This window comes from Candidatus Nanosynsacchari sp. TM7_ANC_38.39_G1_1 (genome assembly GCF_004138385.1).
Genome location: NZ_PQNZ01000008.1, coordinates 1 through 12,488 on the forward strand (window position 1 = coordinate 1; position 12,488 = coordinate 12,488).

Below are 12,488 nucleotides of genomic sequence, written 5' to 3' on the forward strand. Positions count from 1 at the left end.
AACAAATAGGATAAAATATGGCAGACGTGCTAAACCAGATAGTAGAGAAAGTCAAAGAAAGTAATAATATTCTCGTTACGGTTAGTGCCAATCCGTCGGTTGACGAATTGAGCGCTGCTTTGGGCATCACGCTGCTAATCAATAAGTTAAATAAGCATGCGACGGCAGTATTTAGCGGGGCAGTGCCGCCAGCGATTAAGTTTCTGCAGCCCGAGAAAACGTTTGAAAGTACGGTTGATAGTTTGCGCGACTTTATCATCGCGCTGGATAAGGAGAAAGCCGATCACTTACGTTACAAGATTGTCGATGATATGGTCAAGATTTTTATTACGCCGTACCGTACGACAATCAACCAGAAAGATTTGGACTTTAGCCAAGGAGACTATAACGTCGAGATGGTGTTGGCAATTGGCGTCAAAGATGAAGCTGATTTGGATCATGCGCTCGAGAGCCATGGACGAATTTTGCACGATGCGGTTGTAGCAAGCGTATCGCTTGGCGAATCAACCCAGCTCGGTAGTCTGGAGTGGAGTAATCCGCGAGCTAGCTGTTATAGCGAGGTTTTGTGCCGGTTAGCCAATGAATTAAGAGGTGAAAGCCGGTTGATTGACGAGCAGATCGCTACGGCGTTTTTGACTGGTATTGTGGCGGCAACTGAACGTTTCAGTAATGCGCATACTAGCTCGGCGGCGATGACCGTGGCCGCTCAATTGATGGCAGACGGTGCTAACCAGCAACTAATTGCCACTAAACTAAAGGAATCGTACGACAAACCGATTCCAGTGCCTGAGGCTAAGAGTAGTGACGAGGCGAAATCATCTAAAAAGGATAAGTCTAAGGACTCTGGCGATATTGGCGCGTTGTCGATTTCGCACGAGCCAGTCGGTGATGTTGACGACGTCAAGAATACAGTTGATAGGCGCCATTCCGACGAAGCTCTGAGGGCTGCCAATGAGGAGCTAGAAAAGCGAAGCAGCCGAGATGCCGCCGCTGCCGCCGAAAAGAAATTAGCCGAACAATTAGCATCGATTCCTGCTGCTGAGCCTGAAGCTGATAGGCCAGATATGCCGTCTGTTGCCGATTTGCAGCGCGATATTGCTGCCAGCTCGGCAGAAGTAGATGAAGCGGCCAAAGAAGATCTAACTTTGCCGCCAGTTGCTCCATTTGCGCCAGGGCCAGGTCTAGCGATGCCAGTTAGCCCGAGCGAGCCGTCGATTGGCGGTACTTTCAACGCGACAACCGAACAGGCTGCCGAGGAAGCTAGAAAAGCTGAAAAAGACATGCATAATCGCGTCATTTTAAGCCACGATCGCGGCGCGGTGGCGTCGCAGCCGCCGTCAATGCAATCGCCATTTAATGCTGTAGCCGATAAGACCGAAGTAGAACCGACAGTTCGCGATGTCTTATCAGAAGCTGCGCCAGTTGACGCGGCGCCCGAGGCGGTTTCTTCGAAAGGGGTAACGGTACAGCCGAGTATGCCAGCGCCTAGCGTAGAAGCTGCGCCGGTCGCAAATCCTGCTAGTTCAGACCAAGACCAAGCGCGGTCTGCCGTTGATGCAGCTCTGTCGGCAGCATCAGCTGCGCCATCGTCTGGCGCGGTTGACGATTTGCCGCCATTGCCGCCATTACCACCGTTGCCAGATTTTTCATCCTTGCCGCCAGTACCAGCTAATGGCGGGGTCGGAGCTGACACTTTAGAATCTACTCTACCGCCGCCGCCAGCTCCAGCAGTTTCGGCACCAACATCAAATGATCCGGCTCAGTTCAAGATTCCAGGGCAAGCTTAAGCTTGCGAATAGGCTTCAGATTGACTCTGAAAAGATTTTAGAATCAATGCTACGGGGTATGCTGATATACTTGAAGTATGAGTGACAGGGTTATATTGATCGATAAGCCGCCAGGCATGACTAGCTTCGGGGTGGTGGCGCGAGTTCGCCGCGTACTTAGCCATCGGGCTGGTAAAAAAGTCAAAGTCGGTCATTGCGGGACGCTTGATCCTTTTGCGACGGGCCTGCTGATTTTGGTTACGGGCAAGGAATGCCGCAACGCGATGCGTTATACCAAGCTTGATAAGGTTTATGAAGCGACGTTCCGGTTGGGGCAGACTAGTACAACTGGCGACCCGGAAGGCGAAATTATGCCGTATGTTGCAAGCGACGAACTACAAGGAGCTGAATCTTTACCTTTACTCAAACAACCGGATGCAGCAGCAGTTAAGTATGTTCTAGCGCAATTCGTTGGCGATATCAAACAGCGTCCGCCAGCGTTCAGTGCTATCAAAATTAACGGACAGCGGGCCTACAAATTAGCTCGCAGCGGTAAAAAAGTTGATATTCCAGAACGCGCGGTGACGATTTATGCGCTAGAACTGCTTGATTACGCTTATCCGCTGCTCAAAGTTCGGGCCCATGTCTCTAGCGGTACCTATATTCGTAGTTTGGCAGTTGATATCGGTGAGGCGCTAGGTACGGGCGCTTACTGTCAAGAATTGCGCCGTACGCAGATTGCCGATTGGCAAGTTAGTCAAGCGCAGAAATTGGCCGATTTTGGCATTGAATCATAAGAAGCATAGAGATTTGCTTATTTAGACTTTTTATGATATAATGAAAGAATGACAGATTATGAGAATCTTGCTCATACAGAGCCTGTACCTGATCAAGAAACACTCCATAACTTGCGCCGTCAAGCTGCGGAAACATTAAAACTAGTAGGTAGAGAAGTAGAGGAACCTGGTCGTTTATCGCTAGATGATCAGCCTCTCAAAAGTTTCTCGTATCCACTGACGCCGGAATTGGTTAGTAAGGCTCTCCATTTTGATGACCAAGAGGCAGCTGTACCGGAAGGTTGCGAATTAGTATATGTGCCAGAGTCGAAACAAGACGGCGAGATGTCTCAAGATGAGCTATACATGAGTGTTAAAAAGCGTGTTGAAAGTGTTCCAGGACAAAAAGTCGAGATTGTGGAGCAATGGCTTATTTATGGCGAACTTGGACAACCGACAAACCATGAATATAGCATAGATTATAATAGGAATGGGCAGCCGGAAACTTTAAATAATTTTACTCCAAGCAAAACGCTACCTGACACGGAAACGACTACTAAACTTATTAAGAGCTGGATAGATCAGTCTCGTCAGATGACGATTGACGATATTGAGAAAATCTATAGGGTGATAGATATGATAAGGAGTTTGCACAACTTGACTGATTAGCGGATCTCTGCTAAAGTTGTTAGCTATGATATCAAAGGATAACAAAGCGAAAGCTATTGCTTTGACTCAGGTCAACGAGAACGATGTCGGCAGCCCGCAAGCGCAGATTTCGATCTTGACGGCTCGTATCAAAGAGGTGACTGAACATCTCAAGTCCAATAAGCACGACCGTATGGCGCGCCGCGGACTGATTCAGATGGTAGGTAAGCGCAAGCGCCTGCTGAAATACCTTGAGAAGACGAACTTTGAGGCCTACAAGGCAACGCTAGAGAAGCTCGGTCTGCGCAAATAAACGTGCAGCCTGGGCCAAAAACCGTCTCGTATCGAGGCGGTTTTTGGTTTGTAAAGGTAGATCGCAGCTGCCGTATTGCTAAAATTACTAATCTAAGTAATATTATTGACAAAAAGCATAAGCTGTGTTAGCATAAAAGGCAAGTAAGCGGCAAAAATAAAAATGATTACAAAAGAACGCTTCCCAACATCTTCTCATGAGGTGACTAACAGCCGCGAGCAAGACGAGTTGTTTGACTATAAGAAGTACGGTATTGAGCCGACAGTTAAGTCTAACTCTCTTGATGGTGATAATTTTAGTACGCCGCACGAATGGACGCCGGCTGGCCGGGCCGAGAAAGTCAATGATGCTCGCGATGCGGTGGCGATTGCTTTCGGCGATAAGCCGCCCGCTATGGCGCGCCAAGAGTCGAATACCGGCAGGCAGCTGCTGGTCGGCGAGGCTTATAAAGCCGCTACTGACGGCGGCGCGGCACCGACGAACGAGCGTGCATCTACACGGCGAGTCTTTATGACTGGCGAGAAAATAACTGGTAAGTTACCGTCGCATGCTGATGCCGAGAGAGGGCCGCAAAGTGTTGATGAAATGCTTAATCGGCGCGCTGATTTGTTAGCAAAAGGCGTTCCAGAGGATTTGGTTGATGGTATTGTCAGGGGTGAGCATAACAGGGACAGAGGCGATAATCTAGTCCAATACGCTTCGCGGCCGCCAGTTGAGCAAGCAGTATACGAGCAGCCAGCGATACGCGAGGAGTCAAATGAGCTGGTATCGCATGAGACCAGTGCTAGCGATGCTGTGCCCAAAGTACAAGAAACACCGTTGCCGCCGCGTGCCGAAATTCCGAAAGCAGAAACTGATGCCGCCAAGCCGTCTAGCGAACCAGAACCTAAAGCGCCGAAAGAAAACACGCCGCCAGAAACCGCTAGAAACGAAAGTCTAAAGGCGAAAACTACAGAAGCTAAACCTGCCACAAGTGATCGCGCCGCAGAGAAAAATCCGGCAGAACAGGTCGGGCAGCCGGCAGAAGATAAGACATCGCCAGTCGAAGCTCAATCAGACGGCAATCAAAAAAATACGGTAGAATCTAAAGCAGACGTATCAAAGTCAGACGGAAAACAGGCCGCTGGAGAGCAAAATACGACAAAACCTGGCGAGCGCCAACCATTTGACCAAAAGAAAGCTAACAAATGGGCGGGAGACTTCTTGAGGGCTTATGGCGGATTTCTTGACCAAAAGGTTAGGGCAGAGTTAGCCGATAGGCTAAAATCTAAAGGCGGACTAAATGTTGACGCAGAAACTCTTCAAGCAATGTCTAAGCTAGCGAAAGAAGCTAACCCGCGGTCGCCGATATGGCAAACTGAACCAGGCAGCGGCTCAACTCTACGGAGGGCTGCCGATGAAGCTCGCAGCAGGTTGCAGAGTATAGTTGAAAGTCTGTAGTTAGTGTCGTTTTTGTGTACCAAGTTATCGCAATTGTGTATAATGTAAACACAATTAAGCGAAAGGAGTGCGCGATGGCGTTTGGGCCGATGATGAAATTAACAACCGATAAGGGCTTATCGGTTGAACTGGCGTCGTTTGCGCGCGATAATCTAGCGGTGTTTGTCGAGGGTTTTGCGCTCGGCACGGTAACACAGTACTTATCAGCGCACCGAGCGCAGACAATCGAGACCGAGCAAGCCTGGTATGATGAAATGATCAAGAACAAAACCAGCCTAAACTGGGGTATTTGGGTTATGGATGGCGACAAGCGCCAGCTGATCGGCAACACAGCGCTTACCGAGATAACCAAAGATCACGTTCATTATGCGACAAGCGGTATAGTTATTGCCGATAAAAAATATTGGGGCCAGGGGATTGCTAGTGCTTGCCACCGGGCACGAACCTGGTATGCTTTCGAAAATTTAGGGCTGCACCGAATTAAGTCGGCAGTCATCCACGGCAACGCGGCGAGCTGGCGAGCGCTTGAGAAGTGCGGCTACGAACTTGTCTATACCGAGCGCAATGAAGAGTTCGTGAACGGTAAATTACGCCACATGGATTGCCTGGAATGCCTCAACCCGGCAGATTGGGCCTGGCGGCAGTGGTGGGGCGACGACCGTCCGCCGCGAAAGAGCTTGGAGGCGCGCAAACGGGCGCAAGCGGCGGTTGATTGGGCGCGGCAAAACGTGACGCTAGAGTAGTTGTTGGTGCTGCTCGTTGAAATTATCGACGACGAGAACTGGCTGGTTGCTATTGATGTACTGTGCGATATCGGTGTGCTGTAGAAATTCGGGGTAGAGAACGCATTGCGACGGGTCGATATACTCGCAAAGCGCTAATTCTTGGGCGCCATGCGTTGTTTGGCTAATGTCAATATCGGTAAAGTCATTAGGATTATCGACCGCGAAAAAGAACTCTAATTCCTCTTCGTAGCCAGCCCGCGATGATGGGAATTGCTGGATGAATAGCAATTTGCCAGGTTTGGCGGTCACGCCAGTTTCTTCGCGTAATTCGCGGATTAAACATTCAGTTAGCGACTCGTGCGGGTCGAGACCGCCGCCTGGTACGGCGTAATAAGGGGCCGCTTGGTCGCCGCGGCGATGTTTGACGGCGAGTATTTTTCCTTCGCGATAAATAATAGCGCGCACATTAATGCGCCGCCCAGTATATAGACTTTCGGTTTGTGGCATTAGACCTCCTCGTTGATTGAATTTGAATAGCTTGCGATTAGCTTAATTTAGCAAGGGCTAGCATTAAGATATAATATCAAGGATATTATTTGGCTACCAGGAAAAAGTGTCCGGAATCAATCTCATTACCATCGCTTTGCTGGAAAACAACGATCAGAGGTTTTTTATCGCCATCATCTGAGTCCAGAGGGTTAGGGTGTTTGGTTACGCCTCTAGCCTCGAGTTGAGGCGAGTCGCCAGTCCCAAATAAACTTGCTTCGTTTGCTCGACTTAACTCAGTAAACGAAGCCGCAATTTCCTCAATCCGAGTAGCATCTTTAACTGAGGTTTCTCCCATGCCGGCAGATACTTTTGCTACTAGTATAATTCCTTCTCCGTGCCTAATTGAGTCGACGATATCGCTACATGCTTTCTCTGGATTGACTAGGTGATATTCAGTAAGCGAACCGGTCTCCTCCCCAAAGAAGCTAGTCTCGCTAGACATGAGTTAATTTCTTCCCTGTGCGTGTTGGATTGCTATTTCGTTCATGCATATCTGCTATCTGCTCCTCTAATTTATCCTTAATTCTATCATATTCATCGTTATCTACAACACCAGAATCGGATAGGTTTTTAAGCATTTCCTTTGAAGGTCCCAGCATTTGCCCGTATGGATCGGCAGGCAGAATTGTGTGAATACTTTCGAGGGTTTCGGGTGAAAATGGACAGATAGCTACAGTACCGTCATTATAATACCTAGCGTTTCGATCATTAGTTTTGTTAGCTTTAAATATCGAAGATTTAATATCTATCGCTGTTTGCTCTCCCCGGCTGTCAGTTATAAGATAATCAATACCTCTCTTGTCTTGTTCGGTAGTCGCACGGACCACTTCAAAGCCCATGTTTTCGAGAGCTAGCTCAGCAAGTAATTCTGTACGTACACCTTTTATGCTTGTTTCCATTTTCTTGCGGTAGTGGGGTTTGTCGGCTATAGGGATAAAATTATTTAGAAGTTGCATTGTGTCAGCTGGCGTGATAGCAGTGCCCCAGCGGTTAAAAATTTCGCGCAGCGAGTCGTTGAATGAAGAATGCACACTAACAATTTTTTCGTGATCTTTAGGAGAAAGTCTCCTATTTGAGTCTCTAGCTGTTTTTTCGGCAGTTACGGCAGCAATCCAGTCGCGATAGGTGCCGTAGAGCTTGTAAAATTCTTGTTGCTGGTTGGTCTCAGCAGTTGGATGTTCAACTTGTTGCATTAATTGCAATAGATTGTGCGCAGCTCGCCCGATACCGCGCTGCGGACGTTCTGGATCGATCGTATGCGCTTCTCGCCGTAATTCTCTCGCGGTCTCTTGGCTTTTTTGCCAGAAGTCTTGGCGGCGCCTTAGCAGAACTATAGGAAGCGTGCTCATTCTTCTATTATAGCATAAACATGATAAAAAAGCAATAGCATGACGTGATATAGATGAAATAACCTTTGTTGTCTGCTATAATAAAGTAGTTATTGTTAACGCGGAAGTGATAGAGACGAGAATTTGCGGCGCGCGGCTTTGAATCGCCAAGCCTAGCCAAGACGATTTTTCATCCCTGTTACTTGCCGCGAAGAAAGGAGCTCTTTTATGAGTATTATTAACCCGAGTGGCAAGGAGATTTTTAGCGTTACCACCGAGCTGTGCGGTCGGCCGTTGACGCTGGAGGTCAACCGCGTCGGTTTTCGGACGACTGGCAGCGTGCTGGTTCGCTACGGCGATACGGTGGTCTTGGGCAGTGCCCAAGTGGGCAGCCGGCCGGTGCAGCTGGATTATTTCCCGCTGTCGATTGATTATGAAGAACGATTTTATGCGGTGGGCAAAATTTCTGGTTCTCGGTTTATTAAGCGCGAAGGCCGCCCCAGCGACGAGGCGGTGCTAATCGGCCGGTTAATCGACCGTCCGATTCGGCCGTTGTTTCCGAAAGGATACCGCCAAGAAGTGCAAGTGGTGGCGACAGTGCTGAGCATGGATCCGGATTTCCGTCCGGACGTGGTGGCGATGATTGCGGCGTCGAGCGCCTTGATGCTGACCGGGACGCCGTTTGACGGTCCGGTGGCGGGCTTGCGGGTNGGCCGCGTGAATGGCGANTTTAAGGCCTTTTTGACGCCNGAGGAACGTGAGCAATCTGATTTGGANNTNGTGGTGGCGGGTATNGNNAGNGGCATCACCATGGTGGANGCCGGNGCNAAGGAAGTATCNGAAGAGGTNATTGTCGATGCNATGGCNTGGGCNCACCANATGATGCAGCCNGCGATTNANTTGCAGCGNGAGNTNGCAGCTAAAGTGGCGCCANCTNCGCANGAATANNANNTNGTTTTNCCTGANGAAGCNATNCAGCAGACGGCTGATGAGTGGGTNGANGGNAAATTAGGCGAGAAAATCCGCCGGCCGTATCCNGAGCGCAACGAGGTNGTTAANGANATNCGCTGGGCATTCCANGANGCNATGGCCGAAAAGCTGGGNTTGAGNGCTGAGGAATANNNCGANGTGCGCGACGAGTACGATGAAGCATTNACCTTGGCGNTACANAAAGATGTNCGCCGCGGTATCGTCGAGGACGGCAAGCGCCCGGATGGCCGCGCTTTGACGGAAATTCGTCCGTTAAGCTCAGAGGTTGGTTTACTGCCGCGAGCGCACGGTTCAAGCCTGTTTACCCGCGGTGTGACCCAGGGTATGAATATTGTCACCTTGGCGCCACTTAGTTACGCCCAGCTGGTTGATACTATGGAGGTTAACGACGGCGAACGGCGCTACATGCATCATTACAATGCGCCGGGCTATACGGTTGGCGAGGTTAAGCGGATGGGTAGCCCGGGGCGGCGCGAAATTGGCCACGGCTACTTGGCGGAACGAGCTTTGACGCCGGTGTTGCCGAGCGAAGAAGACTTCCCATACGCTATTCGCAGCGTCACCGAAATTATGAGCCAGAACGGTTCGACGTCGATGGCAGCGACCTGTTCGAGCTGTCTGGCGTTGATGGACGCTGGCGTGCCTCTCTCGGCGCCGGTTAGCGGTATTGCTATGGGTCTAATGATGGACGGTGATACGCCGTACGTATTGAGCGATATTGCTGATGCTGAGGATTTTGCCGGCGATATGGATTTCAAGGTGACTGGTACAGCCAAGGGTATCACGGCGCTGCAGATGGATATGAAGGTACATGGCTTGCCGGTGGCAGTGCTGCGCCAAGCGATTGAACAGAGCAAGGCCGGCAGGGCATTTATCCTTGACCATATGCTGAGGATTTTGCCAGAGCCGCGGGAGACACTCAGCCCGTACGCGCCGCGGATTGAAAAGCTAAAAATTGATCCAGATAAAATCGGCGCGGTCATCGGCAAAGGCGGCGAGGTGATTAACAAGATTACCAGCGAGACTGGTGCTGAGGTTGATATCAAGGAAGACGGCTTGATTACCATCGCCAGTCCGAACGGCGAATCAATTGAGAAGGCGCTTGCCTGGATTAAAAGCTTGGTCGAAGAGCCAGAGGTTGGCAAAATCTACGAGGGTAAGGTGGTCAGTATCAAAGATTTCGGGGCCTTTGTGAATATCCTGCCGGGAATTGACGGTATGTTGCATATTTCACAACTATCGGATAAACGAGTCGGCAAAGTAACTGATGTCTTGAAAGAGGGCCAAACGGTACGTGTTAAATTAACAGAGATTGATAACCGCGGGCGCCTAAGCTTGACAATGAAGGGAATTGAACAGCGATAATATTTCTACGTAAACAAATACTGTACGAGACAGCTTAAGTTTTGCTATACTTAATAGAGATACACTTATAAAAGAGGGGAAGTCTATGAACAATCAACCGCAACCACCTGAATCGCCGCAGCCAATGCCGCCTGCGCCGCAGCCAGCTCCAATGTCTGCGCCGCCTATGCAACAGCAGCCAGCGATGCCGCCGCAAATGCCGGTTAAAAAAGGTCTTAGCAAGGGGGCTTTGTGGGGAATAATTGGCGGTTCTGTTGGATTTTTACTGCTGATTATCGTAATAGTGGTTGTTTTGCTGCTCAATATGGGGCCGAGCAAAGAAGATTACCGTCAAGCTGTTTCGTGGATGAATGATGAAAGCTCGAAATTGAACAGTTTGCAGTATTCATCTGTACGTAATCCAGAAGCCTACAAAGAAACGGTTAATAGCGCTATCAAGAGCCGCGATGAACTAAACCACAAATTATCGAAATCTAAGATTATGCACGATAAAGCTGTCAAAGAAGCTTACGATAAGTATAAGAAAGCTTACGATGTTGCTAAGCCGGAAATGGAGGGCTTGTCGCAGTACGTAGAGGTTTATAGCGAGGTCAGAAAAAAATGCGATAACGTATTTTATCTTGGCCATATAAGCAAGAAACCAGATGAAGTTGATAAGGAAGTTAGTCAAAAATACGGCGATTGCACATCCTTGATGCAGAAACTGAGCAAATCAAATAATAGCAATGTGGCTAATTTCGGTAAAGAATGGAGCGATTACTATGCTTCGTTGAAGAAATACTACGTCGAATACGCTAGAGCCTATACCAGCGGCAATTTCAGCGCTCGGCCGCGCCGTCCAATAGAGCCGTCGACTACTGGCTATACGTTAATTACTAACGCTAGCCGTAAAGTTACCGATAGCGGAATGGATCGGTACTACAACGACTTTTCAAGCGTTGTCAATCAAAAATTAACTGCGCTGCGTTAATATTCGCCGCGCCGGTAGTACCCTCTGTATCAGCAGAGGGTACTATTTTGGTAAAATGTAATTATGGATAAGCAAGCTGAATTAGACGCATTAGCGGCGGAAATTATCGAAGCTGGGATTTGTTCAGAATTGGCGGCTCAAGCAACACAGTTGGTGATGGGCGACGGCAATGCTGATGCTGATATCGTATTTATCGGCGAAGCACCAGGTAAGAACGAAGATTTACAAGGCAAACCATTCGTCGGCGCAGCGGGGAAATTCCTCGACGAGATGCTGGCGGCAGCTGGTTTGCAGCGCCCAGACGTTTATATTACCAACATTGTGAAGTATCGGCCGCCGAATAACCGCGACCCGCTGCCAGAAGAAAAGCGCCAGTTTTGGCCGTATTTGATGCGGCAATTGGAAATTATCCAGCCAAAAGCGGTGTTAACATTAGGACGGCACAGCGGCGGCGGTTTTATTCCTGGCTTAAGGATTAGCCAAGGTCATGGACGTCCGCGACGCGTGCGTTTGCATGAGCTGGAATTCGTGGTGATTCCGCTATATCATCCGGCGGCGGCGCTATATAACGGCGGTATGCGCCAGACGCTGATTGATGATTTTATGCGGGCGGCGGCGTTTGTGCAGCAGGATAATATTGAATCGTAAGATTGGCACGCTGGCAGTCTATAGATATCTGCTCAAAATCCGTGGCTTATTCCCAATCTGTTTATTAAACTCTTGCCAAAACTAGCCTAGTGTAGTATAGTGGATAGTCGATATCCACTATACCTAATTTACGGAAGGACNAANATGAAACTATCNGGAGCTGTTGAACAAGCNTGCTGTATTATGGCAATTTTAGCTGATCCNCAGCNAAAAGCNCCGATNACCAANGATGCTTTGGCNGAAAANATGGCAGTATCNCCGACNTANCTGAAGAAAATTAGCCGCAAGCTGGTGGTNGCGCGGTTGATNANCTCGACGCAGGGCGCTGGCGGCGGTTTCATTTTGGCGCGGGAAATGGGCCAAGTGACGCTGCATGATGTGGTGCTGGCGATTGAAGGCGAAGCACCGTTTTTTCAGCCTCAAGGAATTGTCGAGCGGGTATTTGCGTCGCGGCCTCGCCAGGTGGAAATTGGCATGAATATGATTGAAAAAGTCTTTTCCGAGGCGCAAGAGAAGTGGAGCGAGTATCTAAAAACGGTAACGTTAGAAGACGTTGTCAAGGAGGTAATGTATGGTTGAAAAACTAAAGCGGCTGTCAAGCAGGCGCCGCGTCAATATGGTGCGAGCTGAGTGGCAGCACCTCTGCAAAAACAAAATATTACTGCTGTCGATGGCGGTTATTTCGTTTATTCCGATTATGTACAGCGGTTTTTTCTTGGGTTCAATCTGGGATCCATATGGGCAGGTGAAAAACTTGCCGGTGGCATTTGTCAATGAGGACAAAGGCGCGCAGCTGAACGGTCAAACGGTCAATATTGGGCAATCGGTCGAGCAAAAACTCAAAANNAATCANGATTTGGGNTGGGANTTTGTNAATAAACAGCANGCTGATNNNGGNGTNANNNGCGGNCATTTCTATGCGGTNGTGACTGTTCCGNCGGATTTTTCGGCAAAAGCGGCGTCGATTACT

General features: G+C 49.1%; 13 protein-coding genes and 1 pseudogene (1 of these 14 running past the window's edge). 11 read left to right on the top strand and 3 right to left on the bottom strand.

Annotation, left to right across the window (positions count from 1 at the left end):
- The first annotated feature begins 17 nt into the window (after positions 1 to 17).
- The 6 genes from G1ANC_RS01030 to G1ANC_RS01055 all read left to right on the top strand — a co-directional run bounded on the left by G1ANC_RS01030 (position 18) and on the right by G1ANC_RS01055 (position 5,686).
- A complete protein-coding gene (locus tag G1ANC_RS01030) occupies positions 18 to 1,787 on the top strand; it encodes a bifunctional oligoribonuclease/PAP phosphatase NrnA (RefSeq protein WP_129693183.1) in 1,770 nt (589 codons plus the stop codon).
- 77 nt (positions 1,788 to 1,864) lie between these two features.
- Positions 1,865 to 2,563 carry a tRNA pseudouridine(55) synthase TruB gene (gene truB / locus G1ANC_RS01035; RefSeq protein ID WP_129693184.1) on the top strand — a complete coding sequence of 233 codons (699 nt, stop codon included), beginning with the start codon at positions 1,865 to 1,867 and terminating at the stop codon, positions 2,561 to 2,563.
- Between the two features lie 48 nt (positions 2,564 to 2,611).
- Positions 2,612 to 3,211, top strand: coding sequence for a hypothetical protein (locus G1ANC_RS01040; RefSeq protein WP_129693185.1), 600 nt, complete (start codon positions 2,612 to 2,614; stop codon positions 3,209 to 3,211).
- Positions 3,212 to 3,236: 25 nt separating this feature from the next.
- Positions 3,237 to 3,503 carry a 30S ribosomal protein S15 gene (gene rpsO / locus G1ANC_RS01045; protein ID WP_129693186.1) on the top strand — a complete coding sequence of 89 codons (267 nt, stop codon included), beginning with the start codon at positions 3,237 to 3,239 and terminating at the stop codon, positions 3,501 to 3,503.
- 162 nt (positions 3,504 to 3,665) lie between these two features.
- Positions 3,666 to 4,943: a hypothetical protein gene (locus tag G1ANC_RS01050; protein ID WP_129693187.1), complete on the top strand. Its 1,278-nt coding sequence runs from the start codon at positions 3,666 to 3,668 to the stop codon at positions 4,941 to 4,943.
- 74 nt (positions 4,944 to 5,017) lie between these two features.
- Entirely contained in the window at positions 5,018 to 5,686 is a 669-nt protein-coding gene (locus G1ANC_RS01055) for a GNAT family N-acetyltransferase (RefSeq protein ID WP_129693188.1), read from the top strand.
- Here G1ANC_RS01055 and G1ANC_RS01060 read toward each other — a convergent pair.
- The 3 genes from G1ANC_RS01060 to G1ANC_RS01070 form a co-directional block, all read right to left on the bottom strand.
- Positions 5,678 to 6,175 carry an NUDIX domain-containing protein gene (locus tag G1ANC_RS01060; protein WP_129693189.1) on the bottom strand — a complete coding sequence of 166 codons (498 nt, stop codon included), beginning with the start codon at positions 6,173 to 6,175 and terminating at the stop codon, positions 5,678 to 5,680. The genes G1ANC_RS01055 and G1ANC_RS01060 overlap by 9 nt on opposite strands.
- 85 nt (positions 6,176 to 6,260) lie before the next feature.
- Positions 6,261 to 6,659 (bottom strand): hypothetical protein, encoded by a 399-nt coding sequence (locus tag G1ANC_RS01065; RefSeq protein ID WP_129693190.1) that lies wholly within the window; start codon positions 6,657 to 6,659, stop codon positions 6,261 to 6,263.
- Entirely contained in the window at positions 6,652 to 7,566 is a 915-nt protein-coding gene (locus G1ANC_RS01070) for a hypothetical protein (RefSeq protein ID WP_129693191.1), read from the bottom strand. The genes G1ANC_RS01065 and G1ANC_RS01070 overlap by 8 nt, the downstream gene beginning before the upstream one ends.
- Positions 7,567 to 7,773: 207 nt before the next feature.
- Here G1ANC_RS01070 and G1ANC_RS01075 point away from each other — a divergent pair, with 207 nt between their 5' ends.
- The 5 genes and pseudogenes from G1ANC_RS01075 to G1ANC_RS04220 form a co-directional block, all read left to right on the top strand.
- Positions 7,774 to 9,900: a polyribonucleotide nucleotidyltransferase gene (locus tag G1ANC_RS01075; RefSeq protein ID WP_129693192.1), complete on the top strand. Its 2,127-nt coding sequence runs from the start codon at positions 7,774 to 7,776 to the stop codon at positions 9,898 to 9,900.
- Positions 9,901 to 9,985: 85 nt separating this feature from the next.
- On the top strand, positions 9,986 to 10,870 hold the full coding sequence (locus G1ANC_RS01080; RefSeq protein ID WP_129693193.1) for a hypothetical protein: 885 nt from the start codon (positions 9,986 to 9,988) through the stop codon (positions 10,868 to 10,870).
- Positions 10,871 to 10,933: 63 nt separating this feature from the next.
- Positions 10,934 to 11,518, top strand: a complete 585-nt coding sequence (locus G1ANC_RS01085; protein WP_129693194.1) for a uracil-DNA glycosylase — start codon at positions 10,934 to 10,936, stop codon at positions 11,516 to 11,518.
- A 144-nt stretch (positions 11,519 to 11,662) separates the two neighbouring features.
- Positions 11,663 to 12,097 (top strand): Rrf2 family transcriptional regulator, encoded by a 435-nt coding sequence (locus tag G1ANC_RS01090; RefSeq protein ID WP_129693195.1) that lies wholly within the window; start codon positions 11,663 to 11,665, stop codon positions 12,095 to 12,097.
- 37 nt (positions 12,098 to 12,134) lie between these two features.
- A pseudogene (locus G1ANC_RS04220) lies at positions 12,135 to 12,488 on the top strand (YhgE/Pip domain-containing protein); it runs 225 nt beyond the window's last position.